Source organism: Devosia lacusdianchii (assembly GCF_022429625.1).
GTDB lineage: Bacteria > Pseudomonadota > Alphaproteobacteria > Rhizobiales > Devosiaceae > Devosia > Devosia lacusdianchii.
The window spans coordinates 2,399,651-2,425,930 of sequence record NZ_CP092483.1; the positions used below are offsets into that span (position 1 = coordinate 2,399,651).

Genomic DNA, 26,280 nt, shown 5'->3' on the forward strand with positions numbered 1-26,280 from the left:
GCCTCAGCAGGGCGCCGGAATCTGCACCAATCCCCAGCCGAACACATCGTCCTTGCCGGGGCCCCCGAGATCCCGGCTTGCCTCTGTCAACCGAGTGATGGCCGCGTCCGCAATGCTCCCGTCAGCCATGGCCGCCGCCAAGCCGGTCGTGACGAAGGGCACAGCGAAGGAGGTTCCGGTCTGCGGCCGCACACCGCTGATTGAGGCCGCAGTGGAGATCGCCACGCCGGGGCCGGCAAAGCTAACATGGTCGCCCTGTACCGCACGGCGATAGATGCGGTCCCGACCGTCCACCGCCGTCACGGCGACGACACCGGGATAGGCGGCCGGATAGAGCGGCTCGGCGCGGGGGCCGGAATTGCCCACGGCAGCCACCACCGGAATGCCCTGATCCTGCAGGCTTTCGATGGCATCGCTCAGGATGTCGTTCTCCGGGCCCGCTAGACTGAGGCTGGCGACACTCACTCCTTCGCTCCCCAGACGATCGAGAGCTGTAGCAAGGCTGAACACATCACTGCGCTGGTCGGCGCCCACGCGCCCGAACGGATCGATGACCAGCAGATTGGCGCCGGGTACCAGCCCCGGCACGCGACTGTCGGCATCGCCGACGAACAGGGCGACGACAGCCGTGCCATGTTTCTGGTCGGACGGCTCGGCCCCATAGCTGCCGATGCTCTCGAGCGTTACCTTGGCCTGGGACAGCATATCGTGTTCGATATTGATGCCGGTATCGACGACGCCAATAAAGGGTTCAAACCGGCAGAACGGGTCAACTGAAACCGGAGGCCAGCCCACCGCCTCCCAGGGCTGGCACAGGTCTCCACTGCAAGAGTCGGGGACGGACTGAGTGCGGTAATAGCTGTTCGGCGCGGCGATCACTCCGGGAGCACTCGTGCGAACCAGCGCCAGGGCTTCGGGCACCGTCATCTCGTCGGGCAGAGCCAGCAATACGCGAACATCCGTTTCGGCTAAGACGGTGAAGTCTTGCGAGAGGAGCGCCTCCCGCACAGCAACGTCAGCCGTCCGCACCACGATCTGGTCGGGCGCCTGATCCGGCGGTGGAGGTGCGGCCTGTGCTCGCGGCCGGACCACGGGGGTGGATTGCCAGACCGTGTCGTCACTACTGCCATCGTCGCTGGAGCCGAAGCTCCCACCGTCGTCGTCGTCATCACCGCCACCACTGTCATCATCGTCGTCCTGGGCAAGGGTCGGAACAACAAGTAACGGAACGGTTACGAGACATGGCAGCGCGACCAGACCAAGAGCAAGTAGCAGTGCACGTAGGCGGGACGATGGAACTGGCAACATGCAATGTCCTTTGATTTGGGGTCGCATATGAGTTCTATACGGCCATCTGCGGTCATTATTCGGCGGGGGCGACGAAAAAATTCGACAGGGCGGGAATAACGCGGTGCGCGGGCCGTATCACTTGGCATGATCACCATCGGACCCAGCCTTATCCAGATGCTCCCGCGCCTGCGGCGCTATGCCATTACGCTTTGCCGCATGGCCGACGTCGCGGATGAACTCGTGCAGATCGCATGCGAAAAAGCCCTCGCCAGCCCGGGGCGTGGCGCTGACGTGCCCTTCGAAGCCTGGATGTTCCGCATCCTTCGCAATGCCTGGATCGATCGCATGCGCCGCCTGCGCACACGCGGCGAGGAAATCGACGTCTACGAGCGCGACGATCTCTCCGCTTTCGACGGAGCTGCCATCCCCGAGCAGCGGCTGATGCTCAACAAAACCATGCAGGCCATTGCCCGCCTGCCCGAGGATCAGCGCGAATTGCTGCTGCTGGTCTGTGTCGAGGAGCTGAGCTACCGCGACGCAGCCGAGATACTGGACCTGCCCATCGGCACTGTGATGAGCCGGCTGGCGCGTGCGCGCCGCAAACTGGCCGAGGATGTCGGCCTTGAAGGAGGTCGTTTGCTGTGAAGGATCCCGCAATGCCCGCAGAGATCAGCGACGAAACGCTGATGGCCTTCGCCGATGGCGTGCTCGATGAGCCCCTGTTCAGCCAGGTCGCGACAGCGGTCGAAACCGACCCTGTTGTCGCCGAGCGCCTGCATGCTCTGGTCGAGGGTGCCGACCTCGCCAAGGCCGGCTTTGAGTCGTTGCTTGAGCCGGTGCCGCGCGAACTGATGGCCGGCGTGCGCGACAGCATTGCGCACGCCGAGCGCGACCCGATCTGGAAGCGGTTTTTCCAGGGGTTCGACCTGCGCGTCCCGGGCGTCGCGTTTGCCTCGCTGGCCATCGCACTGGTGGCGCTGCCCATGGGGTACATGATCGGTCGGGGCGATCCGCAGCCTGTGGGGCAATTCCCGCAAGGGCCCATGATCGCCGAAGCCCTTCAGCGGACACCCTCTGGGCAAACGGCCGACCTGGGTGACGACCTCACGCTCACGCCGATCGCCACCTTCGCTGATGCCGACGGCAATATCTGTCGCGAATTCGAAACAGCCGGCACTGCCGGTTATGTTGCCGTCGCGTGCCGCATCAGCGGCAATTGGCAAACCCAGTTCGCCGTCGCCGCTGGCAAGAGCAGCACGGCTGATTACGTCCCTGCCTCAGGGCAGGCGGCAATCGATGCCTATCTCGAAGCCATCGGCGCCGGCGAGGCTCTGCTGGACGAGCAGGAGGTGGAGGCGCTGGCGCGCGAATAGCTAGGCGCAATCAGGCAACGTGCTATGAAGAACACCAGTCGTCACGCAGGGCAGTATCATGATCATCGATGGCACGACGGCGCTCGTTACTGGTGGAGGCTCGGGGCTCGGAGCGGCAACGGCTCGCGCGCTAGCGGCCAAAGGGGCACGCGTAACCGTACTCGACCGCAACGCAGAGGCGGGGGCCGCCATTGCGGGTGAAATCAACGGTCTCTTCGCGCCCTGCGACGTGGCCGACCCCGATAGCGCCGCTGCCGCGCTCGCTGCCAGCCGTGCTGCATTCGGGGTCCCGCGTATCTTGATCAATTGTGCGGGGGTCGCGGAGGCCGGCCGAGTCGTTGGCCGCGACGGCCCCCTGCCCCTAGATATCTTCGAGCGAACGATCCGTATCAATCTCATCGGCACGTTCAACATGCTGCGCCTGGCGGCCGCTGAGATGTCGCTGGCTGAGCCACTCGCCGGCGGCTCGCGCGGCGTCGTCGTTTCGACCGCTTCGATCGCCGCGTTCGATGGGCAAATCGGCCAGGCCGCCTATGCCGCCTCCAAGGGTGGCGTCGCCGCCATGACACTGCCGGTGGCGCGCGAATTGGCCCGCTTCGGCATCCGCGTGCTTGCTATCGCGCCCGGCCTGTTCAAGACGCCCCTCCTGGCTGGCTTGCCGCAGGATACCCAGGACGGCCTGGGCAAGGCCATTCCCTTCCCCGCCCGCCTGGGCGACCCCGCCGAATTCGCGCAACTCGTCATCGCCATGGTCGAGAACGACTACCTCAATGGCGAAGTCGTTCGGCTCGACGGCGCATTGCGCATGCAGCCTTAACGATTCAAGCCTCAGTCGCGAAGCAGCGGCAGGAGTTGGTCGCCCTGGCGCTTGATCTCGGACAGATATGGCGTGCCGGACAGCACGAAGTGCGTAATGCCCAGGTCCCGGTATTTGCGCAGCGATCGCGCCACGTCCGCAGCAGAACCCACGAGCCAAGTTGTGCCAGCCCCGCCCCCGCCGAACCGGCCCGGCGCGGTGTAGAGATTGTCGTCGAGCACATCTCCCTGCGATTGCAGGTCGAGCAAGCGCTGCTGCCCCACGGCTAAGCCCTGCTTGTGATCGTTCCAGCTGGAGCCGGCGCTCATGGCCATCTCCGCGACCTTGGCTTCGGCATCGGCCCAAGCCTGTTCCGTCGTGTCGCGGACCAGGGTGGTGATCCGCAATCCGAACTCTAGCGGCGGCAGGTCACGGTCGAGCGTGGCGCTCAGGGTCTTGAGGCGATCGATCCGCTCGGCGACACCGGCCAGCGGTTCACCCCAGAACAGTTGAACATCGGCCTCGGTGGCGGCCACCTGCTCGGCCGCCTCCGACGCCCCACCGAAGTAGAGCTTGGGATGTAGCCGGTCCCCGCGAACCTCGATGCGCGGCACCACGGTCGAATCCGTAACGCCGAAATGCTGGCCGTCGGCCGTGACCTCTTGCTCTGTCCACAGCCGGCGCGCCAGCCGCATGAACTCCTTGGTGCGTCCGTAGCGATGCGCCTGGTCGCCCTCGCTATCGCCGTAGGCCGCAAGGTTATCCTTGCCCGAGACGATGTTGATGCGCACGCGACCGCCGGTCAGGTGATCGAGGGTCGCCACGGCCGAGGCAAAGTTCGCCGGGCGCCAATAGCCCGGACGAATGGCGATCAACGGCTCGAACGTCGTCGTTCGAGCCGCGAGCGAGGCCGCGACGGTGAACGTGTCGGGCCTTCCCCAGCCGGTGCCGATGAGCGCGCCCTTCCAGCCATGATCCTCCAACGCCCTGGCATGGCTGGTCAGCGTGTCGAGGCTGTTGTGATTATCGACCGCAGCGTCACCACGGTGACCAGGCCTGATGTCGTTTGGGATGTACCAGAGGAATTCGGTATTGCCGCTCATGCGATAGGACTGCCGTTGTAAAAATGGTCGGACGGGGCGCTTCAGGCCGTGGCCAGTTGCTCGATCTGGTCGTGATTGACGAACGAGTTGAGCGGCCGCTTCAGACCGAGGTTTTCGCGCAGCGTACGGCCCTCGTATTCCGTACGGAACAGCCCGCGCTTCTGCAGGATCGGCACGACTTGGTCGACGAAGTCGGTGAGGCCGGTCGGCAGTATCGGCGGCATGATGTTGAAGCCGTCGGCTGCGCCGTTTTCGAACCATTGCTGAATGGCATCGGCCACCTGCTCGGGTGTACCCACAACCGTGCGGTGACCGCGTGCGGTCGCAACCGCGAGATAGAACTGCCGCAAGGTGAGGTTGTTGCGCGAGACGAGGTCGCTCACCAGCTTCAACCGGCTCTTGTTGAGCTCGGTGCTTTGCGGCAGCGGTGGCGCGATGTCGTCGAGCGAATAACCAGTCAGGTCGACGCCCTGGTAGTGGCGGTTGAGAATGCCCCAGGCGACCGACGGGTGCACCAGCGACTGGATGTAGTCGTAATTGGCCTGCGCCTCGGCTTCTGTTCCGCCGAGCACGGGAAAGATGCCCGGCGTGATGAGCAGCTCGTCAGCCGTTCGGCCATGCCGGGCCAGCCGCCCCTTCACGTCGGAATAGAATTCCTGCGCGTCTTCGATTGTCTGGTTGGCGGTGAAGATCATTTCGGCTGTGCGAGCCGCCAGCTCGCGGCCGGCCTCCGAGGCACCGGCCTGTACGATGACCGGGTAACCCTGCACCGGGCGACCCACATTGAGCGGTCCGGCGACGGTGAAATGCGCACCCTTGTGGTTGACCTGGTGCACCTTGTCGGGGTCGAGATAGACACCGGATTCCTTGTCACGAATGAAGGCGTCGTCCTCGTAGGAATCCCACAGGCGCTTGACCAGATCGACGAACTCCTCGGCCCGGGCGTAGCGATCGGCATGGGCCGGATGACCGGGGATGGAGAAATTCTTGGAGACGTCAGCGCCGGTGGTCACCACGTTCCAGCCGGCGCGCCCCTTGGAAATATAGTCGAGCGAGGCGAAGCGCCGGGCAAGGAGATAGGGATCCTCGTAGGTGGTGGAGGCGGTCGAGACGAAGCCGATATGCTCGGTCACCTGCGACAGGGCCGCCCATAGAGTCACCGGCTCGAAATGGGCGCCAGTGCTGTGCCGGCGCAGTGCCTCCACATCCTTGCCGCGCTCCCAGCCGGCCGGGCTATCGGCGACGAAGACGAGATCGAACAGCCCCCGCTCGGCCGTTTGGGCGAGCTCACGGTAGTGATCGATATTGAGGCCGGCATCGGCCTGGGAGTCCGGGTGCCGCCAGGCGGCGACGTGGTGGCCCGTGGCCATGATGAAGGCGCCGAGGCGCAGTTTGCGGCTAGTGCTCATGACAAATCCTTTCGTTGAAAGACGAGGGACGGCGTTTGGGACTGTTATGGCCGTTCAGTGCACGCCGAGTGTGGCGAGCAGGCTGGTTCGAATGCGCGCGAAGCGTGCGTCGCCATGGTCGCGGGGCTCCGGCAGGTCGATGGCGAGGTCGGAGACGATCCGCCCCTCCTCAAGCACCAGGACCCGATTGGCGAGGCTGATGGCCTCGTCGACATCGTGGGTCACCAGCAGGACGGCGGGCTGGTGACGATCGCAGAGCTGCCGCAGCAGGCCATGCATCTTGAGCCGCGTCAGGGCATCGAGCGCGCCGAATGGTTCGTCGGCCAGCAGCAGCGCTGGGTCCCTGACCAGCGAGCGCGCCAAGGCCACGCGCTGCTGCTCGCCGCCTGACAGCTCCACCGGCCAGGCGGCCTCGCGCCCTTCAAGTCCGACCTCGGCCAGCGCTTCCGCACCGCGACGCGCCGCGTCGGCATGGTCGAGGCCCAGGATGACATTCTCCAGCACCCGCTTCCACGGCAGCAGCCGCGCATCTTGGAACACGACCGACTTGTTCGCCGGGGCTTCGAGCCAGCCGGTGCCGATCACGTCGTGATCGAGATCCGCGAGAGCCCGGAGCAACGTGCTCTTGCCCGAGCCGCTGCGGCCCAGCAGCGCAACAAACTCGCCGCGCCGGATATCGAGATCGATGCCGTCAAGCACGGTACGGCCGTTGAAACCGCGTACCAGATTGCGCACCGCGACTGGATGCTCGTTCAGTGCGCCAGCGTACGACGCCATGACAGGGTCCTCTTCGCGATAAGTTTGACGATGCCGTCCGAGATGAGGCCGAGAATGGCGTAGACCACGAGGCCAACCAGGATGATGCTGGTCTGCCCGTAGGTGCGGGCCAGTTCGATCATGTAGCCAAGGCCGCTGGTGGCGTTGATCTGCTCGACCACGACAAGCGAAAGCCATGCGGAGGTGACTGCGAAGCGCAGTCCGAGCAGGAAGCCGGGCAACGCGCCCGGCAGGACCACCTGCCGGATGAATTCGCCATGGCCCATGCGCAGGGTTTCGGCCAGTTCGACATAGCGATTGTCAATGCCACGCAGGCCATTATGGGTATGGATGTAGATCGGGATGATGACGCTGAGCGTGATCACGGTGACCTTCATGCCCTCGCCGATGCCAAACCAGAGGATCAGCAGCGGAATGAGTGCAAGTGTGGGAACCGCGCGCTTGATCTGCACCGGCCCATCAATAATCGCCTCGCCCCAGCGCGACAGGCCCGAAATCAAGGCCAGAACGACGCCGATGACGATGCCGAGCGCCAGGCCCTGCACGGCCCGCCAGGCGGAGGTGATGAGGTTCGATTGCAGCCGCCCGTCGGCGATGAGGTCAAAGGCGGTCACCCCTACCGTCCACGGCGCCGACAAGGTTCGCTGATCAATAAGGCCAGTGGCCGAGCCCAGAGCCCAAAGCGCCAGCAGCAGCGATGGCCCGAGTAGTCCGGCATACGGGATTTCCTGCCCCGGCCCCAGCCGCCGCGCGCGCGCCCGTTGGTCGACCGGGGTGCCAGAGGCCAGGCTTGCGCGGCCGAAGCGGCTGGTTTTTCGGGGTAGTTCGGTATCCGCAAAGAATGCACTCATGGCTGAACTCCTCGCAATATGGCTGGTGTCAGGGCGCTAGCAGCGCTTCGGCGGCGATATGCTCGAACCGTCGATCGAAGTTCTGCTCGGCGTCGAACACGGCATTGCCAGTGGCGGCCGCGAGCAGCTCAATCGTGGCCTGATGGCGGGTGATCACGTCATCCCAATTGGTGGGAATGTCGTACTCGCCGGCGAGGTCGACGAGGTACTGCCCGTCCTCCGCCGACAGGCCCTGGTCAGCGACGTAGTACTTCGCGACCCACTCCTCCGGATTGTCGTAAATCCACTTCTGCGCCAGCGCCCAGAGGCGGACATATTCGGCGAGAGCGGCGGCCTTTGCCGGGTCGTCGAGCACCCATTGCGGCGCATAGAGGTGCCCCGGATCGTCGCGCAGCCCATGCGTAATCGTTGTCGCGCCATCGCTGCCGTACTGCGCCAGGTAGCGCTTGATGTTGACGCCGCCAATGGGCGCCACGTCGATCTGCCGACTGGCCAGCGATACCGGATAGACGTCGCCCGTACTGGGCAGTTCGATCAGCTCCACATCATCCCTGTTGAGGCCCGCCGCCTGCAGGGCCCGAAGCACCAGCACGCCCTGCGCCTGGCCGGGGGAATAAGCGATCTTCTTGCCGCGGAAGTCGGCCAGCGACTTGACCTCGACCCCCGGTGCAACACCGAATTCGTAGATCGGATTGGCGATGGGATCTTTGCGGAACTTGGAGGCAATGATGCGCACCGGCAAATCGGTCCAGGTCGCATGAATAGCCGGAATTTCGGCAACGGCACTGACATCGAGCGCCTGGGCGCGGAATGCCTCGGTTGACTGTGGCCCGCCCGAAATGTTGGCCCATTCCACCTTGAAGGTGAACTGGTCGATGAGGCCGGAGAATTCGAGAGCCTTCTGTGTGGCGGGATCGCCTACCCGCAAGACTGTGCCTTCGGGAACCGCGTCGAGCAAAGGTGGAAGCGCCGTCTGCGCCTGCACAGCGGTGGAAACGCCGCCTGCCCCCAACAGAGCCGCCAACGCCATGGGAATGATACGTCGGACAAAAGCTGATTTCATCGAATGACCCGTCCAGTTCAAAATGTGACGGTCAAACTATCGGCTTTAATATCTACCAATTCCATAGACTATAAGAACATATCATACTGAAGCTTCGCATCGACATGCGAAGGGCGTTCTATCGGCACTGGTGAGTTTGGAACGTCTGCTCAGGACAGCAGAATGCGGCCCGTCCGATGGACCGGTCGCCACGCCTCAATGGAGTCGCGCTCAGGCGTTTCGCTGGCTGCTCTCGGTACGAAGCGGAATGCACAGGGGGCGCCCGTGTACTGGATCGGTGATAACAGTCGAGCGGACGTCGAAAACATTGGCAATCAGCTCTTCGGTCATAAGCTGTTCCGGCGTGCCGGCGGCGGCGATGACGCCGTCACGCAGGAAAACAAGGTGATCGGCGTAACGGGCGGCGAGGTTCAAATCGTGCAATACCAGCACCACGGTACGGCCAAACTCTTCCTTGAGCTGCCGCACCAGGTCCAGGCAATCCAGTTGGTGGGCCATATCCAGATGGTTGACCGGCTCGTCGAGGCACACCACGTCGGTCTGCTGCGCCAACACCATGGCGATCCAGACGCGCTGTAACTGCCCGCCAGACAACGATCCCAACCGGCGCGCACGCAGATGCGTGACACTGGTGCCGGCTAGCGCGAGCTCTAGCGCCTGCCCATCGTCCCGGCTCCAGGGCTGCAGCATCGACTGGTGCGGGTAGCGCCCCAGCCGAACCAGCTCTTCCACCGTCATATCCTCTGGCGCGGAGGGACTCTGCGCCAAGAGGCCAATCTGGCGGGCCAGGGCCTTGTCCGAAAGGCGCGAGATATCGACTTCCTCCAGAAAGATGTGGCCGCGCGCAGGCTTGTGCAGGCGGCGGATGGCACGCAGCAGCGTAGACTTGCCGCAGCCATTGGGCCCAGCCAGCACGGTGATCTTGCCCCGTTCGATCGGCAGGGACAGGGACTTGAGCACGCTGACATTGCCGAAGCCGAGAGTCAGGTCGCGAACGTCGATGCGGTTGGGGGAGCCGTTAGCCGTCATTGCGTTGCTTGCCCATCAACAGGAACAGGAAATATGGCGCGCCAATAATCGCTGTGACCGTGCCGGCGGGGACTTCGATCGGCGAGAACAGTACGCGGACGATGAGATCGGCACCAACCAGCATGATGGCGCCCAGCAGGAAACTGCCCGCCAGGCCGGCGAAAATGTTTCGCCCGACCAACAACCGGGCCAGGTGCGGCGCCATCAGGCCGATAAAGCCGACGCCGCCGACAAAGGCCACCGACAACGCTGTCAGCGCGGCGGCCAGCGCGAAGATAAGGATGCGGAACACCGGCAGGTCGAGCCCCACCCCGCGTGCAGAAACCTCGTCGAGGTCGGCAGGCGGCAGCTTCCGTGCCGCCATCAGCACGAGCAGCATGATCGGGACCATGGCGATGGCGGTGATCTGGATCTCGCCCCAGTTGACCTCGTTGACCGCCCCGGCGATCCAGCGCGCCGCCTGGCTGGTTTGGTAGATCGGTCCGATGAGCATCAGGATGATGGTCAGCGCCTTGGCCACAGCGGCAACGGCGATGCCGAACAGCAGCAAGCGTATCGCCGACGAGGCCTGACGACCGGAGAGAATGAACACCAGGCTGATGGCGACCAGCGACCCGACCGCTGCGGCGACAGGCTGATAAGCGATGGAGGTCACCAGCGCGTTGGATTCGTCTGACAAGGCCGCGAGAAAGATGACCACGCCCAACGCCGCTCCGTCGATCACGCCGAGAACGCCGGGAGAAGCCAGCGAGTTGCGGGTGATCTTCTGCAGCAGGAAACCTGCCACCGCCATGCCGCCGCCGGCCAGGATGGCGATCACTACACGCGGCAGGCGTAATTGCAGCACGATGATGTTTTGCGTTTTCTCACCGAGCCCGAGGATAACCCGGACCACTTGATCGAAGGCGATCCAGGTCGATCCGAACGCCACGCCACTCAGCGCCAGCACCAGGAAAACCACTGCAATCGCGGCGAGCGACAGCGGCCCGCGCGCCTTGACCACCGTATCGGGCAAAGTGCTCATGCCGCCCTCCGCTTCAGCAGCACCAACAGGACAATGCCTCCAACAACGGCAGTGATGGCGCCGACCGGTGCCTCGGTGGGGTAGATGACAAAGCGCGCCGCGACGTCGGCGATCGTCGCGTAAATTGCCCCGATCAACGCCGCCACGGGGATCAGCCGATCGTGTCGGAGCCCGACAAGCCAACGCGCAGCATGGGGCACGACCAGGCCGACAAAGCCGACGGGCCCCGCCATCGACACAGCCGCGCCGGTCAGCAGCGACACGGCCAGAAAACTGGCGCCGCGGACGAGGAACAATGGAACGCCCAGGCTGACCGCCGTGGAATCGTCGGCCTGCAGCGCATCCAGCGGCCGGGCCAGCAGCAACGCGATGACAATGCCAATAGCGATGATGGGTCCGCCGGTCTGGGCCAGCGCCATCGGCCGATCGACAAAGGCACCCGACAGCCAGAACAGCAATTGCTGCAGTTGCGCTTCGTTGGTGGTCAGCACGACTTCGACCAGCGAATGGCCCAGGCCAGCAATGGTGACACCGATCAGCACGATACGAATGGGCGAAAGACCGCCCGCCCCCGCTGCAATGGCAAAAACAAGCAAGCTGGTGACCAGCGCACCGAGCGCCGCGGCCAATGACAGCCCGGCCAGTGACCCGATACCGAACCAGAAGCTCGCAATCACCACGCCCAGCGATGCACCGGCATTGAGGCCTAGTGTATCGGGCGAGGCGATGCGATTGCGCGCCAATGTCTGGACCAACACACCGGATATGCCGAGCCCCGCCCCGACCAGTGGCGCAATGGCGGCGCGTGGCAGGCGCAGGTTGGCAATCACCACCGCCGTCTGGGACCCGTCATAGGCAAAAAGCGCGTTCCAGACCTGGTCCAGCCGATAGAGCCGATAACCCAGCGTCATGCTTGCCAGCAGCGCCCCGGCAAGCGCCACCACCAGCCCGGCATAGATGAGCGGCATCGGCAGTCCCTGCCGAGTTGGAGAAGCAGCGGAGGTCAGGACAAACTCGTTATGGTGATGTTGACAGTCAGGATAAACTCTGGTGAGTGCCCAAATCATTCATGACGCAACATGTCAAGTTAGAGGATGAGATGCGTACCATTCAGACTGCCCTGGCCGCCGCCGTCGTGGCGCTTGCCCTGGTGCTTTCACCAGCGGTGGGTGCCCGTGAAGTTGTCCATTCGATGGGCACGACCGAGGTGCCGGACGCGCCGCAGCGCGTAGTCGTGCTGACCAATGAAGGCACCGAGGCCCTTCTCGCCGTTGGCATCACGCCGGTTGGCGCGGTACGCTCCTGGCTGGGGGATCCGTGGTACGACCATGTCGCCGCCCAGATGGCCGACGTCACCGTGCTCGGCGAGGAATCGGCGGTCGATCTCGAACTGCTGGCCGCGCTCGAACCCGACCTGATCATCGGCACCAAAATCCGCCACGAAAAGATCTACGACCAGCTCTCGGCTATCGCCCCGACCGTGATTTCGGAGCGCCTGCGTGGCGACTGGAAGATCAACATGGCGCTCTATGCCGAGGCCGTCGGCAAGACCGCCGAGGCCGAAGCTGCTTTTGCGGCCTATGACGCGCGCATTGCCGCCATCAGCACTGAACTGGGCGACGCCAAGGCAGAGCAGATTTCGCTGGTCCGCTTCATGGCTGGCCGTACGCGCATCTATCTCAAGGATACATTTGCCGGCACCGTTCTGAGCCAGATCGGCTTTGCCCGCCCTGCCAATCAGGATCGGGACGAGTTCGTCGACGAGGTGACTAAGGAGCGCATTCCCGAATTCCAGGGCGATCGCCTGTTCTACTTCGTCTACGAGACCGGCGATGGCGCCGCCGACAGCGCCGCAGCCGAGTGGATGGCCGATCCGCTGTGGGCCGCCCTCCCCGTGGTTCAGGCAGGCAAGGCGCAGGCCGTGTCCGATGCCATCTGGAACACCGCCGGAGGCATCATCGCGGCCAATGCGATGCTCGACGAAATCGAGACCATCTACGGCCTCGCGCCAACCCGCTGACCTCATGCCGGGCCGCATCGCAGCCCGTCTCCCGCACAAACGAGATCGAACAATGCTCAAATCGCTTTTCACCAGCGCGCTGTTGGGTTCGGCGCTGGTCCTCGGCATGACCGGGCTGACCACGGCCCGCGAAATCACCCACGCTATGGGCGTAACCGAGGTGCCCGACGCGCCCCAGCGCATCGTCATGCTGACCAATGAGGGCACTGAGGCCCTGCTCTATATCGGCGTGGTGCCTGTTGGCGCTGTCCAAAGCTGGGATGCCGACCCCTGGTATGCCCACGTCGCCGATGCGCTCAAGGACACCGTGCCGCTGGGCTTCGAGAACGCTGTGAATCTTGAAGTGCTGGCCAGCCTGGAGCCCGACCTGATCATCGGCAACAAGGTGCGCCAGGAAAAGATCTACGACCAGCTCTCAGCGATCGCCCCGACCGTCTTCGCCGAAGACCTCAGCGGCAGCTGGAAGGACAACCTCGCGCTCTATAGCCGGACGGTCGGCAAGGAAGCCGAGGGGCAGAAGGCACTGGCCGATTTCGATGCCCGCGCCGCAGCTCTGGCTGCAGCCGTTGGGCCGGCTCTCGAAGAGCAGCTTTCGTTGGTCCGCTTCTCGCCCGGTCGCACGCGCATCTATTACAAAGACACCTTCGCCGGCGGCATCCTGGCACAGATAGGCTTCAAGCGCCCGCCCGCACAGGACCGGGACGAATTCGCCGAGGAAGTGCAGAAGGAACGTATTCCGGACATGGCCGGCGACCGCATCTTCTACTTCTCGGCCGATGCCGATCCCGACGAGGCCAAGGCAAACCTGGCTGATTGGACCAGTGACCCACTCTGGCTGAACCTCGAGGCGGTCAAGGCAGGCAAGGCACAGCGCGTCAGCGAGCTGGTGTGGAACACCGGCGGAGGCATCTACTGCGCCAACATGCTGCTCGATGAGCTGGCCGTTATCTATGGCGTGCCGACACCGACGGCGAATTAGTCACGCTGGCGGTGGTGGCCTGGTTCGCATGGACTTGGCCACCACCTCACTATTCTGCCGCCACCTGCGGCTGTCGGCGGGTCTCCGCCGGAGAAATGCCGAACCGCCGCCGGAAACAGGTGGCGAAGTATTGGCTGGAAGAGAACCCGCAATCATAAGCCACCGAGGTCACCGGCAGATCGGGATTGACCAGCAGCATCTGATGCGCCGCGTCGAGCCGCAGCGTCTGCAGGTAGCGCACCGGCGTCGTATTGGTCAGTGCCAGGCAATGCTGGCTGAACTGCGTGCGCGAGAGATTGCATTCCGTAGCCATGTTCTCGAGCGTCCAATCCTCGTCAAGCGCATGGTGCAGGCGTTCAAGGAATATCCGCACGGTGCGCTTGGACTGGGCCAGAGCCTGATCCAGTGCCGGCCCCTGCGCCTCGATCTGTTGCATGAAGTGCATCAGCATGGTGGAGATGGTCAGCCGCAGCCGGATTTCGCCGCCATCGATATCGTTGGTCGCGACAACAGCAGCGATCTGCTCGAAGTCCTGAGCGACCTCGCGCGACGCCTGATAATGCGGCTGCTCATTCTTGGACAGAAACTCGGTCAGCCGCTTTCGATCGCGCTCGGGCCAGGCCAGCCAATCGGGCCATTGCCACTGCTCATGCGGACGGCGCGTCCCCATGTCGAACAACACCCAGACGATCTGGCTCGCCACCACGTTGGGATCTCCTAGGGCATGGAGCTGCCACGGACGCACCACGAACATCTGGCCTTCGGTGAGTTCATGCCGCTGACCGTCGAGCGTCAGCACGAGCTTGCCGCGAGCGACATAGGCGATCTTGACGCCCTCGTTGCAGTGGACCTTGAGGCCCCAATCCTGAGGATAGGCCGCGTCCCAACCGCCGACTGAGCAGACGTGGGGCAACGCTTCGCCAAGATCGAGTCCAGGATAGCCGCGCCGCGTCCAGGCATTGAGAACAACCTTGCCGGCCTGCGCGGCCACAAGCAAATCCCCACAATTGCCGGCATAGAGCAGCGCCCCAGGCTCGCGGAAAACCGCCGGCCTCGCCAGTGCCCGAACTACATCGTCCATCCCATCCCTCGATGTTCGAAATCTACCAGTGTGCACATATGAACGCATGGATCGCTTTCTTACGCAATGCTCTTCCGCGCAAACAACGAGCCGAACCCAGAAAATAGCATTTACGAATAACGGGTTACGGCTGGAGGAGGATTCTGCGATGAAATTGGGCTTCCATACGGACGCGTTCAATTCTGCATTTTGGTCATTCGAGAAGTGCCTGCAGTGGGCCCAGGCCAACAATGTGCACTATATCGAATGCGGGCTGATCGACGGGGTGAGCTGGCTGCATGGCCTGGGCTACCAGCCCCATGTGGCACTGTACGAGGACCCCGTTTTGCTGCGCCGCAAGATGGAGCGCTATGGCGTACAATTCAGCCAGGTCGATGCGGCCTACCCCCTGTCAGGCGAAGATGGGCCGATGCGCGGTGTGCCCTATGTGCTTAAGTCGATCGCCTGGGCGGCGCAGGCTGGCAGTCCTTGCGTTGACACGACCGACGGCTTGCACATGCCCCCGGGTCTCACCGAGGCGCAGTCGATGGCAATCATGCAGCGCAGCTACTCCGCGATCATCGAAGTGGCTGAGGCGCACAACATCACTGTTAACATCGAGCCGCACGGCTACTTCACCACGCGCCCTGAATTCATGGCGCAGATGCTCGACTTCGTCGACAGCCCGTGGCTCCGAATGAACATGGACACCGGCAATACCTTCATTGCGGGTCAGGATCCCACGGCCTTCCTTGCACAATTCATCGATAAGGTGAGCCACGTGCATGTAAAGGATGTGTCAGAAACCCTCGCGGCCAGCGCTCGTGGCGGCCAGACGGGTATTGCAGTGAGCCACTGCGCGCTGGGCGACGGCGTCAATGCCGACAATATCGCCACCTGCCTCGGTATGCTGCAGCGGCATGGCTACACCGGCACGCTCAGCCTCGAATGCGAGGGCGCTAGCGGCCCCATGATAGAGAAATCCCTTGCCTGGCTGCGCAGCAAAAGCGCCGAGCTTGAGATCGCGCTGCAATAGCCGTGACGCCGCCGGCCTGTGTTCAAATTCTACCAGCGACCAATTTTGAACGCATGCCGGTGACGCCTGCTACATGATGAGTCTGGTCGAAAACGACCGACACAGCTGCCACGCAGGCCAAAGAAACGTCAGCGACACTGACGTTCAAAATTGCAGGACCAGGGACGGTTCGTCTCAACCATCGGGCTCTGGCAGAAAAAGCATCCATCCATACTGGATGCACAAGCAAGGGTCCGAAAAGGACCGCGGGGAGGACTATGCAGGTCGGCATCAATTTGCTGTGTCTCAGCGGGTTTATCGAAGAGCAGCACCTGGGTCAGATCAGGCGCCTCAAGGAACTCGGCTATGATGGTGTCGAAGTTCCGGTGCTGCGCGGCGGCACCGATCACTATGCCTGGCTGGGCCGGGAACTCGACAAGATCGGCATGCGCCGCACGTCGACATCGGTCATTCCATCGAGCCAGGCGAGCCCTGTTAGCAGCGACCCCGAGGTCCGCGCCGCCGGCCGCAAGCATCTCGACTGGGCAATGGACTGCGCTATCGCTCTCGGCGTGGAGAGCCTGGGCGGGCCGTTCCACGCGCCGATTGGTCATTTCACCGGATCCGGCCCAACCGAAGATGAGCTGCGCTACGGCGCCGAGGCGCATAACGCCATGGCCGAACGCGCCAACGCCAACGGAATTTTCCTGAGCCTCGAGCACCTCAACCGCTTCGAGACCTACTTCCTCAACACGATGGAACAGGCACGGGCCTACGTGGACCGGGTGGATCACCCCGCCTTCCGCATCATGTACGACACGTTCCACGCCAATATCGAGGAACAGAACCAGCCGCGCGCTATTGCGACGCTGGGAGACGGTCTCGGCATCCTGCACATCTCCGAGAACGACCGCGGCATTCCGGGTCGGGGTCACATCAACTTTGCCGAGGTCTTCGCTGCGGTCCGCAAGACAGGCTTTGACGGCTGGGTGACGCTGGAGGCCTTCGGCGCCGGGTTGCCTGAACTGGCGGCAGCGACGCGCGTATGGCGGCCGCTTTTCCCCGATTTCGAGACGCTGTTCGCCGAGTCCATCAGCTTCATGCGGCGCGGCTGGGCGGAGGCGGCCCCATGAGTGGCAGTCCCGTCATCGAAATGGCCAACATTTCCAAGGCTTTTCCCGGCGTGAAGGCGCTCGGTGACGTCAGCTTTGCCTGCTATCCGGGCGAAGTTCACGCACTGGTGGGCGAAAACGGCGCCGGCAAGTCGACGCTGATCAAAATACTCTCGGGCGTCTCCCGACCTGATGCCGGCCGGATCGTGCTCAATGGTGCCGAGGTGGCGTTCAAGCATCCGGTGGAGTCGCTGCGATCAGGGATCTCGGTGATCTACCAGGAATTTTCGCTGCTGCCTGAGCGCACAGTGGCGCAGAACATCTTCCTGGGGCGCGAACTGCTCAAGAGCGGCGTGCTGGATATGGGGGCGATGCGCGCGGAAACACGCCGCGTGCTGGACCTGTTTGGCGCCGGCGCGCGGGTGTCTCCCGACGCTTTCGTGAGCGATCTGGATGTCGCCACCCAGCAGATGGTTGAAATCGCCAAGGCCATCTCGCTCGACGCGCGTGTGGTAGTGATGGACGAGCCAACGGCCGCGTTGAACGAAGCCGAATGCGAGGTGCTGTTCCAGACTATCGACAAGCTGCGCGAGCGTGGCACAGCGGTGATCTACATCACCCACCGCATGCGCGAAGTGACACGACTGGCCGACCGGGTGACGGTGCTAAAGGACGGCGAGGTCGCCGGCAGCTTCGATACCCCACCTGCCCCCGAAGCGATCGTGCGGGCCATGGTGGGACGCGATATCGCCGATTTCTACGCGCCTGCTGCGACGGCGAACGAGATTGGTCAGGTTGTACTGGCTGTCAGCAATGCCGGCAACGCGGTGCTGCACAATATCAGCCTCGAGCTGCGCGCCGGCGAGATCGTCGGCTTTGCTGGCATTCAGGGCGCGGGTCGCGTGGCACTGGCCATGGCGATCTTCGGCCAGATGCCGTTTACGACAGGCACGGTGGCGCTCAATGGCGCCAATGCCGCCTTTGCCAATCCGCGCGACGCCATTCGCGCCGGCATCGGCCTGCTGCCAGGTGACCGCAAGGCCGAGGGGCTCGTGCTGATGCAGTCGGTGCGGGACAATGGCATGCTGACCGCCCGCGCATTCGGTAGCCTTTGGGCTACGCATAAAGCCAATAGTCACGCCAGCCTCACGAGCATGGATGGCCTGCTCGACCAGATGGAGGTCAAAGCAGCCTCTTACGCGCAGGACATCAAGTTCCTGTCCGGTGGCAACCAGCAGAAGGCCATCGTTGCGCGCTGGCTGGCGCTCAAGCCCAAGGTGCTTATCTTCATCGAGCCGACGCGCGGCATCGACGTTAACGCCAAGGCCGGCATCTACCACTTGATGCGCGAGCTGGCCCGGCAGGGCACGGCCATCATGATGATTTCGTCCGACCTGCCCGAGGTGATCGGCGCGGCCGACCGTGTGCTGGTCATGCGCGCTGGGACCATCGTCGCCAGCTTCCCGCACGGCGCGGCCGAGACCGATATCATGCTCGCGGCAACCGGCGAGAGCGAGGTGGCGACATGACCGATGTCGGCCTCAATCCACCACGCTTCACCTTCCGTTTCGAACGCTGGGCCCCTGCTCTGCTGCTGGGCATCGCGCTGCTGATCTATATCGGGATCGCCATCGGCACCGGACAAACGCAATATCTCACCTTCGACAATCTGATCTCGATCCTAGGGCGCTCGATCGCGTTGGGCATTACGGCGGTCGGGCAGACCTTCGCCATCCTCGTCGCCTCGATTGACCTGTCGGTGGCGAGCCTGATCTCGGCCTCCGCCGTGGTCACGTCGGTGGTGATGAATGGCAATCCGGCCATGATGCTGCCCGCGGTAGCAGCGGTGCTGGCCCTGGGGCTCGTGGTCGGAATTATCAACGGCGTACTGATTGCACGGTTTGAGGTGAACCCACTGATCGCCACGCTGGGCATGAGCCTGATCATCCAGGGGTGTCTCTCGGCTTTCGTCTCCAACTTCGCTGGGGCGGTGGCGCCGGAGTTCCAGATCTTCGCCTATGGCACGCTGGGCAGCATTCCCTTCAGCCTGGTTTTCCTGCTGGCGCTGGCGGTCGCGGCTTGGTTCGTGCTGCGCTTTACGCGCTTCGGTTCGGATGTCTATTCCGTCGGCGGCAACAAGGATGCGGCGCGGGTCGCGGGCATCAAAACCAGCCGCGTCATAATCGGTGCGCATGTGGTCTGCAGCCTCTGCGCTGCAGTCGCCGGGCTCTATCTGGCCAGCCGGCTGCGCTCCGGCGCACCATGGATCGGCAGCGACGGCGTCTATGACCTTGAATCCATCGCGGTGGTCGTCATCGGCGGCACAATTCTGGCCGGCGGCCGGGGTGGCATCTGGGGCACGCTGGCGGGCGTAATGATCTTCTCGCTCATCGACTCCAGCTTCAACCTGGCTGGCGTCGATGCCTTCGCCAAGCAGGTGCTGCGCGGCATCATCATCGTTGTGGCCGTCGCCTTCTACACGGTGCGCTCCAGGAGGCTGGTCGCATGACCGACAACACCTTGCCCCACGCCGAGCGCAAGAAGCGCCAGCTGCCGCAGATCAACCCGGTCTATTTCGTGCTGGCGGCGCTGATCGTCGCCATCATCCTGCAGAACCCGGCCTTCGTGGAGCCGCAGGGCTACATGAACTTCGTCAAGCGGGCCGCGCCGCTGGCCATCCTGGCGGCGGGACAGCTCTACGTCATCGTCTCGGGCGGGTTCGACCTTTCCGTCGGCTCGGTGATCACTCTGGTGGTCGTCGGCTCGTCGATGCTACTCAACAACGACCCCAATGCCACCTGGTGGGTCATCGCGGTGATGTTCGGCATCGGCGCGGGCGTCGGACTGATCAACGGCATGGTCGTCTGCTACCTCAAGGTGCCGTCGCTGATCGCCACGCTCGGTATGATGATCACGCTCAATGGCGTGGCCTTCATGTGGTCCGGCGGATCGCCGCGCGGCTACCTGACGGATAGCTTCCGCTTCTTTGGACGCTTCAACTTCACCGACCTGCCAATCATCAAGATATTCCCGGTCGCGATCATCGTGCTGCTGGTGCTGGGCTTTGCGCTCTACTGGCTCATGCACCGCACCAATCTGGGCCGGATGATCCACGCCATCGGCGACAATCCGCGCGCCGCGAACCTCGCTGGCGTCCCGGTCAACCGGGTCCGCATCATCGCTTTTATCGTGTCATCGCTGAGCGCTGTGGCGACCGGCATCATGCTGGGCGGTTTCGCCGGCGTCTCGACCGATGTCGGCACGGGCTACGAGCTGCAGGCCATCACGGCCGCCGTGCTGGGCGGGGCGCAATTGCTCGGCGGGCGCGGCTCGGTACCGGCGACGATTGCCGGTGCACTGACGCTGACGGCCATTTTCACTCTGCTCAATTTCCTGGGGCTGCCACAGCCGGTGCGCCAGGTCGTGCAGGGACTCATTCTCATCGCCGCCGTGGCCATCGCCATGTACCGGCGCAAGCATACCGGGCGGTAACGCACGTGACCAAACTCGCCCGAGAACCGGAAAAGCCGACCGTGCGAAGGACTAAGCAGCAACCCAATGGGAGAGGAAGACTATGAAGAAGATTTTGGCTTTGGCGATCGCCGCCGGGCTGGCCTTCGGCAGCAGCGCCTTTGCGCAGGCTCCGAATTTTGACGACCCGGAACAGTTCGCCCTGCAGCAGGCGCAGCTCGCCGCTACGCCGCAGGGACCGGCGGACATGCCATGGGAGCAGTACCTCATCGATAGCCTTAAGGACACGGCCGCTATGAAGAAGGACGGTCCCTACACCGTCTGCTTCTCCAATGCCGGCGTGAACAATCCCTGGCGCGTGGTCGGCTTCACCGACATGACCGAGGAAGTGAAGCTCCACGCCGATATCGCCGAATTCATCCACGTGGATGCCGAAGGCTCGGACGACAAGCAGATCGCCGACATCGACGACCTGCTCGCCGGTGGCAAATGCTCGATCCTGATCGTATCGCCCAACACCACCGCCGCGCTCACCCCGGCCGTCGAGAAGGCCTGTGCCACCCTGCCGGTCATCGTCTTCGACCGCGGCGTCAATACCGACTGCCCGGTGACCTTCGTTCACCCGGTGGGTGGCTACGGCTTCGGCATCCAGGGTGCTGAATTCATCGCCGCTAATGTCGAAGCCGGCGGCAATGTGCTGATGCTGCGTATCCTGCCCGGCGTCGACGTGCTGGAGACCCGCTATTCGGGGGGCAAGCGCATCCTGGAGGAAGCCGGACTGAACATCGTTGGCGCTGAATTCACCGATGGCGACAACGCCAAGACCAAGTCGATCGTGGAAGACTATCTGGCCCGCGGCACCATCGACGCCGTGTGGATGGATGCCGGCGCCACTGCCGTCGCCGCCATCGAAGCCTTCCAGGACGGTGGTTATGACATTCCGGTGTTTGTCGGCGAGGACCAGCAGGACTTCCTGCAAACCTGGCAGGCCAACGGCATGACCGCCATTGCCCCCACCTACCCAACCTATCAGTGGCGCACGGCAATCATCGCCGCCATGCGCGTGCTCAAGGGCGAAGCCGTGCCCGGCCCGGAATGGGTTCTGCCCCAGCCTGCCATCACCATGGAAAACCTCGACCAGTTCGTGAACGCCAAGATGCCTCCGCTGCACTACGCCATGTGTGGCTGCGAAAACATGGCCGGCTATCCCGAAGCCTGGGGTGGCGTGAAGTAAGTTCAACCCGACCTACCAACGGTCAAACCTTGGGCGCTCTTCGGAGCGCCCTCTTTTTGCTGTGCGGCAAACTGGGCGATCATCGACCTGTGCGTGGCCTTGAGCCAGGCCAAATGGAGACATTTTGCCTGCCCACCGGTTTTTTGCGGGGCTTTGCCGGAAGGGGTGTTGACACACTGTCATCAGACCACCATAAACCGCCCGGACGACGCGCCTCGGCGCTTCGTTTTCCTACCCAAGCGACGTTGTCAGTGGAGGGGTGGGAGAGTGGTTAAATCCATCAGACTGTAAATCTGACCGCTTAGCGTACACTGGTTCGAATCCAGTCCCCTCCACCAACGACCTTCCCCCAAAATTGTGAGCCTGCCGATAGGACCGGACGCCAGGCGCACCGGGCGTTTCGCCATGTGCGTAGCCCATGACATTGCCGACATGACGGCGATGTCATGAAGTTCATGAACCAATTGTCACGCAATTACCGTGAGTTAACTGGCATCCGCCGGTCGGCGTCCCCATATGTCGGCATGTCAACAACACGGAGTATTTGACATGAAGAAACTTCTCGCGGCGCTCCTGGCCGCAACCATCACCTTCGCCGTGGCGGCCCCCAGCTTCGCCTACGAGATTCCGAATTGCACCTTCTCGGACAAGTCGCTGTGCAAGACGGAATCCAGCAGCATGGACAGCGGCAACGACTAACCTCACCTTGATGGCGGCGCAGCACGCTGCGCCGCTCCAAGCTTCGTTTGCCTGCTTGCTGGTGTCGCGCAAAGGCGCTACGCCTGCCCCATGAGCTTCAACAAATTCCCCCCCAAGCCGCGCTACAATCCCGATGACGGTCCGGTCTATCTTTACGGGCTGCACACGGTGCGCGCCGCGCTGGACAACAAGAACCGAATCAAGAAGGTTCTGTTGGCCACACCCAATGCCTTGATGCGTCTCAAGGAGACGGGCGAAATCGGCAAGGTCACCGTCAAGGAGGCCACGCCCAAGGAGCTCGACCGCCTGCTCGGCGACGACGCCGTGCACCAGGGTGCCGCCCTTGAGGTCGATCCGGTCAGTCGTTTCGGGCTCGATGATATCAAGCCGCTCAAACTCGTCGTGGTGCTCGACCAGATCACCGACCCGCACAATGTGGGCGCCATTCTGCGCACCGCCTGCGCCTTCGGCGCCGATGCCGTCATCACCACCGCTCGCCACTCGCCGCGCGAAACCGGCGTAATGGCCAAATCAGCCTCCGGCGCGCTTGATCTGGTGCCGATGATCGAGGTCCGCAATCTCGGCGACGCTCTCGAAAAGCTCAAGACTCGCGGCATGTTGGTGCTGGGTTTTGATTCGGAATCTGAGCATCAGCTCAAGCCGCGCTCCGGCGATCAACCGTTGGCCATCGTCATGGGCGCCGAGGGCAAGGGCCTGCGCCAGCGCACGCGCGAACTCTGCGACGAAATGGTCAAGCTCGACATGCCGGGCCCGATCAAGTCGCTCAATGTATCCAATGCCGCTGCCATCGCGCTGTTCGCGGCCACCGCAGGACGATCGTCATGAGCCAGTTCGCACCCTTCGCAATGGCCCTGCGGCTATCGGGCGTAACCCTCAAGCAGCTCGAACTCGATGCGGCGCTGAAGCATCTCACCAGCCGCTACGAGGCTGAGGACGCCGAGGAGAGCTTCTACGCCCAGGTCGACATTCCGGTGAACAACCCGGTGCGGGCTCTGCTGGAGCTTGCGGAGCGCTCCGGCCCCGCCATCGCCGCGATGCTAGAGGATCGGCGCATCGGCAAGGCCGTACTGGACCTGGCCTTCGACTATCCTGATCACGGCGAAGCCATGTCGGCCCGCCTACCGGCACACGTCGCCGCAGCGATAGCTGGGCTAGGCATCGATATCGAGGTCTCGGTCTACCTCACCGACGTCGAAGAAGACGACGAAGACTGAGGGCGCTGCTGCCTTTGTCGCGACCAGCGCGGGCAATGAGTGTCCGTCAGCCCACCGTGCCGCGCACGACAAGTCGGGTTTGCAGGGTTTCCTGAAGCGCGGGTGCGTTGGGCTCGTTGAGACGGCGGAGAATCAGGCGCACGAGGGCGCGCACCCGCTCCTCGAGATCAAACTTTACCGTCGTCAGGCTGTAGCTTTTCCAGTGCGACTGGGCGATGTCGTCGAAGCCGACCACCTTCACGTCCTCGGGCACGCGCAAGCCAAGTTCGTGGCGCAGGGCGTCAAGCACGCCAAAAGCGCCAACGTCGTTCGCCGCAAATATGGCATCAGCGCCACCACCGAGCCGAAACAGGTCCACCGTAGCGGCATAGGCCATGTCGTAGCTGAAGTCGCTGGTCGCAACGATAGGCGCGGGTAATCCGCGCTCGGCCATCACAGCCCGCAGCATCAGCTCGCGCGCCGTATTGGCACGTGACTTGCTGACGCCCGAAACATAAGCGATCCGGCGTGCGCCATATCCCTGCAGCAGGGCCACCGCCTGCTCCACGCCGGGGCGCTGCAGCACGTTGAGGCGGTCATGCAAGGGGCCGGTCTCCGCATCATCTACGGCGCCCGGATGGGGGTAATGCACATAGATCGGCACGGCCCGATCGAGGAAGCGCGCCAGGGTCGTCGGCTTGACGTTCTCGACGAAGGCAATAACCGAATCCGGATTGAAACCGCGCATATAGGCCAGCAGCTTCTCATCCATGCTGTAGTCGGTGCGGGTCTTGAACAGTAGCGTGGCAAAACCCTCGTTCTGCAGCGCCGTGGTCAGCGCGTCGATTTCCTGGCTTTCCCAGTGGCTGCAGACATCGGGAACGATCACGCCGACCAGATGCGAGCGGCCGCTGACCAGTGCCCGGGCCGCGCGGTCGGGGGTGTAGTTGAGCTCCTGGGCAACGCGCAAGATCAGCTCGCGCTTCTCCGGCTTGAGCGAGGTGTGGGGGTTGAAGGCGCGCGACACGGCAACGCGCGAGACCTGGGCGCGCTGCGCCACCATCTCGGCGGTCGCCCGCCCGCGCATCATTCCCTCGCCCTCGTCCAACGCCCCTCCTGTCACCGTCAAGGTGAAATCGTGTTCAATTTCAGTGCCCCTCCGCCCACCGGCTGTCAAGCGGCATGCATGGGCGCAGTTCTATAATTCGGCCCAAAACGTCACAGGATCGTTGCATAGCCGTGCCTACTTGGCGAGTGCGGTCCGACTCTGGCCCGCCGTCGGCGAATTCTCCGCATTGACGGAAAGTGAAAACGTGTTCATTCTTCACTGGCTGATCCCGTATGGGGCGGCCAAAAGCCGGCTACCGGAGAATTCGGAGCCATTACATGGGAGGAATTTTGCGATGAGCAATCGTCTGCGCAGCCTTGCGCTCAGCTTGATCGGCGCCACAGCCTTTGTCGGCTCCGCCTTCGCTGTCGATCTCGACATCACCTGCCGCTGCGTCATCGGCGGCGTCAACAGCGGCACTGCCGAGTGGATCGAAAACAGCGTCATTCCGGCCTTCGAGGCCGCCAATCCTGACATCAACGTCAATCTCAACCAGTTCGGCGGCGAAGACGCCCAGCTGACCCAGCAGCTGGCGCTCGACTTTTCCACCGGCGCCGGCCCAGATGTCACCGCTTTTGACGGTTTTCTGATCCCGAGCTTCGTTGAAGGCGGGCTGCTCAAGCCGCTCAATGAAGTTGCCGGCGCCGAGGTCGATGACTGGTCGGGCTGGGCCGCTTTGTCGGACGGTTCGCGTGCGCTCATGCAGTACCAGGGCAAGTATTACGGCATTCCGCTCGGCACCGACGTGCGCATGATCCACACCCGCAAGGACATCCTGGCCGAGGCCGGCATCGATGCCGACACCTGGCAGCCGACCTCGTGGGAAGATGTGCTCGACGCCGCCCGCGCGATCAAGAAGATCAAGCCCGATAGCTACCCCATCCAGCTCAATGCCGGCGTCGCCATGGGCGAAGCCACCACCATGCAGGGCTACTGGCTGGCGTTGCTCGGCACAGGCGAAAGCGTGACCGACGAGAACGGCAAATACATCGTCTCCAGCCAGGGCATTCTCGACACCCTCATCCTCTACAAGACCATCTATGTCGACGAGCAGCTCGGCGACCAGCGTGCCCAGCTTCTGGCCGATGGCCGCAATCGCTCCTTCGCCAACTTCCGTGACGGCGTGACTGCCCTGCTGTTCGAGGGTGATTATTTCTACCGCTCAGTCACCTCGGAAGGCGCTGAATTCGCTGTGGCCGACCGCGACAATGTCATGGGCTGGGCCAAGGTTCCCGCCAAGGAGCCAGGTGCCGGCATTCGCGGCCAGGACTTCGTGACCATTTCGGGTGGCACGGGCTTCGTTCTCAATCCGGCCACCGATACCCCCAAGGAAGCCTGGGCCCTGCTCTCGTTCATGAACGAAGCCGAGATGCAGAACGCCTTCCAGGCCATCCAGCCGCGTATCACGGCCCGTACGGATATCGAGATCCCGAACAGCCCGTTCCTGACCGAAACCAGCCAGACGCTGCTGCCGCTCACCACGGCTCGCCCGAATGACGAGAACTACAATACCGTCTCGGCCGAAATCCAGCGGATGACTGAAGCCGTCGTATCCGGTGAGCTGTCGCCGGAAGAGGCCATGGCTCAGTACAAGGCTTCGGTTATCGGCATTGTCGGCGAAGAGAATACCGTCAGCCTGCTCTGACGTCCCGA

The 26,280-nt window shown here is 63.3% G+C and carries 26 protein-coding genes and 1 tRNA gene; 16 read left to right on the forward strand and 11 right to left on the reverse strand.

Annotated elements, in window-relative coordinates; translation table 11 throughout:
* Positions 1-3 precede the first annotated feature (3 nt).
* Positions 4-1,308 carry a S8 family serine peptidase gene (locus MF606_RS11770; RefSeq protein WP_240229429.1) on the reverse strand — a complete coding sequence of 435 codons (1,305 nt, stop codon included), beginning with the start codon at positions 1,306-1,308 and terminating at the stop codon, positions 4-6.
* 126 nt (positions 1,309-1,434) lie between these two features.
* Between MF606_RS11770 and MF606_RS11775 the strand changes: the two genes are divergently transcribed.
* The 3 genes from MF606_RS11775 to MF606_RS11785 are packed head-to-tail and all read left to right on the forward strand — an operon-like array spanning position 1,435 to position 3,480.
* The gene (locus MF606_RS11775) at positions 1,435-1,935 is read left to right on the forward strand and encodes an RNA polymerase sigma factor (RefSeq protein WP_240229430.1); all 501 of its coding nucleotides are present in this window, start codon (positions 1,435-1,437) and stop codon (positions 1,933-1,935) included.
* A gap of 11 nt (positions 1,936-1,946) precedes the next feature.
* Positions 1,947-2,663: an anti-sigma factor family protein gene (locus MF606_RS11780; RefSeq protein WP_240229431.1), complete on the forward strand. Its 717-nt coding sequence runs from the start codon at positions 1,947-1,949 to the stop codon at positions 2,661-2,663.
* A 58-nt stretch (positions 2,664-2,721) separates the two neighbouring features.
* Entirely contained in the window at positions 2,722-3,480 is a 759-nt protein-coding gene (locus MF606_RS11785; RefSeq protein ID WP_240229432.1) for an SDR family NAD(P)-dependent oxidoreductase, read from the forward strand.
* Positions 3,481-3,491: 11 nt separating this feature from the next.
* Here MF606_RS11785 and MF606_RS11790 read toward each other — a convergent pair whose 3' ends face one another.
* The 8 genes from MF606_RS11790 to MF606_RS11825 all read right to left on the reverse strand — a co-directional run bounded on the left by MF606_RS11790 (position 3,492) and on the right by MF606_RS11825 (position 11,683).
* Positions 3,492-4,562 carry an LLM class flavin-dependent oxidoreductase gene (locus MF606_RS11790; protein WP_240229433.1) on the reverse strand — a complete coding sequence of 357 codons (1,071 nt, stop codon included), beginning with the start codon at positions 4,560-4,562 and terminating at the stop codon, positions 3,492-3,494.
* Positions 4,563-4,603: 41 nt separating this feature from the next.
* Positions 4,604-5,971, reverse strand: a complete 1,368-nt coding sequence (locus MF606_RS11795) for an LLM class flavin-dependent oxidoreductase (protein WP_240229434.1) — start codon at positions 5,969-5,971, stop codon at positions 4,604-4,606.
* Between the two features lie 54 nt (positions 5,972-6,025).
* Positions 6,026-6,748 carry an ABC transporter ATP-binding protein gene (locus MF606_RS11800; RefSeq protein ID WP_240229435.1) on the reverse strand — a complete coding sequence of 241 codons (723 nt, stop codon included), beginning with the start codon at positions 6,746-6,748 and terminating at the stop codon, positions 6,026-6,028.
* Positions 6,724-7,599: an ABC transporter permease gene (locus MF606_RS11805; RefSeq protein WP_240229436.1), complete on the reverse strand. Its 876-nt coding sequence runs from the start codon at positions 7,597-7,599 to the stop codon at positions 6,724-6,726. The genes MF606_RS11800 and MF606_RS11805 overlap by 25 nt, the downstream gene beginning before the upstream one ends.
* A 28-nt stretch (positions 7,600-7,627) precedes the next feature.
* Positions 7,628-8,662, reverse strand: a complete 1,035-nt coding sequence (locus tag MF606_RS11810; protein WP_420842205.1) for an ABC transporter substrate-binding protein — start codon at positions 8,660-8,662, stop codon at positions 7,628-7,630.
* 210 nt (positions 8,663-8,872) lie between these two features.
* Positions 8,873-9,691 carry an ABC transporter ATP-binding protein gene (locus MF606_RS11815; RefSeq protein WP_240229437.1) on the reverse strand — a complete coding sequence of 273 codons (819 nt, stop codon included), beginning with the start codon at positions 9,689-9,691 and terminating at the stop codon, positions 8,873-8,875.
* Complete coding sequence (locus MF606_RS11820) at positions 9,681-10,715, reverse strand: FecCD family ABC transporter permease (protein WP_240229438.1); 1,035 nt, start codon at positions 10,713-10,715, stop codon at positions 9,681-9,683. Before MF606_RS11820 ends, MF606_RS11815 begins: the two co-directional genes overlap by 11 nt.
* Positions 10,712-11,683, reverse strand: a complete 972-nt coding sequence (locus tag MF606_RS11825) for a FecCD family ABC transporter permease (protein ID WP_240229439.1) — start codon at positions 11,681-11,683, stop codon at positions 10,712-10,714. Before MF606_RS11825 ends, MF606_RS11820 begins: the two co-directional genes overlap by 4 nt.
* A gap of 131 nt (positions 11,684-11,814) precedes the next feature.
* On the opposite strand from MF606_RS11825, the gene MF606_RS11830 reads away from it, so the two are divergent.
* Entirely contained in the window at positions 11,815-12,735 is a 921-nt protein-coding gene (locus MF606_RS11830) for an ABC transporter substrate-binding protein (RefSeq protein ID WP_240229440.1), read from the forward strand.
* 52 nt (positions 12,736-12,787) lie between these two features.
* Positions 12,788-13,714, forward strand: a complete 927-nt coding sequence (locus MF606_RS11835) for an ABC transporter substrate-binding protein (protein WP_240229441.1) — start codon at positions 12,788-12,790, stop codon at positions 13,712-13,714.
* Positions 13,715-13,763: 49 nt separating this feature from the next.
* Here MF606_RS11835 and MF606_RS11840 read toward each other — a convergent pair whose 3' ends face one another.
* Positions 13,764-14,795: an AraC family transcriptional regulator gene (locus tag MF606_RS11840; protein WP_240229442.1), complete on the reverse strand. Its 1,032-nt coding sequence runs from the start codon at positions 14,793-14,795 to the stop codon at positions 13,764-13,766.
* Between the two features lie 148 nt (positions 14,796-14,943).
* Between MF606_RS11840 and MF606_RS11845 the strand changes: the two genes are divergently transcribed.
* The 10 genes from MF606_RS11845 to MF606_RS11890 all read left to right on the forward strand — a co-directional run bounded on the left by MF606_RS11845 (position 14,944) and on the right by MF606_RS11890 (position 23,540).
* Positions 14,944-15,810 carry a sugar phosphate isomerase/epimerase family protein gene (locus MF606_RS11845; RefSeq protein ID WP_240229443.1) on the forward strand — a complete coding sequence of 289 codons (867 nt, stop codon included), beginning with the start codon at positions 14,944-14,946 and terminating at the stop codon, positions 15,808-15,810.
* Between the two features lie 257 nt (positions 15,811-16,067).
* Complete coding sequence (locus tag MF606_RS11850; RefSeq protein WP_240229444.1) at positions 16,068-16,922, forward strand: sugar phosphate isomerase/epimerase family protein; 855 nt, start codon at positions 16,068-16,070, stop codon at positions 16,920-16,922.
* Positions 16,919-18,430, forward strand: coding sequence for a sugar ABC transporter ATP-binding protein (locus MF606_RS11855; RefSeq protein WP_240229445.1), 1,512 nt, complete (start codon positions 16,919-16,921; stop codon positions 18,428-18,430). The genes MF606_RS11850 and MF606_RS11855 overlap by 4 nt, the downstream gene beginning before the upstream one ends.
* A complete protein-coding gene (locus MF606_RS11860; protein ID WP_240229446.1) occupies positions 18,427-19,410 on the forward strand; it encodes an ABC transporter permease in 984 nt (327 codons plus the stop codon). Before MF606_RS11855 ends, MF606_RS11860 begins: the two co-directional genes overlap by 4 nt.
* Positions 19,407-20,393: an ABC transporter permease gene (locus MF606_RS11865; protein WP_240229447.1), complete on the forward strand. Its 987-nt coding sequence runs from the start codon at positions 19,407-19,409 to the stop codon at positions 20,391-20,393. The genes MF606_RS11860 and MF606_RS11865 overlap by 4 nt, the downstream gene beginning before the upstream one ends.
* An 82-nt stretch (positions 20,394-20,475) precedes the next feature.
* Positions 20,476-21,606, forward strand: a complete 1,131-nt coding sequence (locus MF606_RS11870; protein ID WP_240229448.1) for a substrate-binding domain-containing protein — start codon at positions 20,476-20,478, stop codon at positions 21,604-21,606.
* 253 nt (positions 21,607-21,859) lie between these two features.
* Positions 21,860-21,944: transfer RNA gene (locus MF606_RS11875), tRNA-Tyr, on the forward strand.
* A 211-nt stretch (positions 21,945-22,155) separates the two neighbouring features.
* The gene (locus tag MF606_RS11880) at positions 22,156-22,305 is read left to right on the forward strand and encodes a hypothetical protein (RefSeq protein WP_240229449.1); all 150 of its coding nucleotides are present in this window, start codon (positions 22,156-22,158) and stop codon (positions 22,303-22,305) included.
* 90 nt (positions 22,306-22,395) lie between these two features.
* Positions 22,396-23,151 carry a 23S rRNA (guanosine(2251)-2'-O)-methyltransferase RlmB gene (gene rlmB, locus MF606_RS11885; RefSeq protein ID WP_240229450.1) on the forward strand — a complete coding sequence of 252 codons (756 nt, stop codon included), beginning with the start codon at positions 22,396-22,398 and terminating at the stop codon, positions 23,149-23,151.
* On the forward strand, positions 23,148-23,540 hold the full coding sequence (locus MF606_RS11890; protein WP_240229451.1) for a hypothetical protein: 393 nt from the start codon (positions 23,148-23,150) through the stop codon (positions 23,538-23,540). Before rlmB ends, MF606_RS11890 begins: the two co-directional genes overlap by 4 nt.
* 46 nt (positions 23,541-23,586) lie before the next feature.
* Here MF606_RS11890 and MF606_RS11895 read toward each other — a convergent pair whose 3' ends face one another.
* Positions 23,587-24,627 (reverse strand): LacI family DNA-binding transcriptional regulator, encoded by a 1,041-nt coding sequence (locus MF606_RS11895; RefSeq protein WP_240229452.1) that lies wholly within the window; start codon positions 24,625-24,627, stop codon positions 23,587-23,589.
* A gap of 295 nt (positions 24,628-24,922) precedes the next feature.
* Here MF606_RS11895 and MF606_RS11900 point away from each other — a divergent pair, with 295 nt between their 5' ends.
* A complete protein-coding gene (locus MF606_RS11900) occupies positions 24,923-26,272 on the forward strand; it encodes an extracellular solute-binding protein (RefSeq protein ID WP_240229453.1) in 1,350 nt (449 codons plus the stop codon).
* The last annotated feature ends 8 nt before the right edge of the window (positions 26,273-26,280 follow it).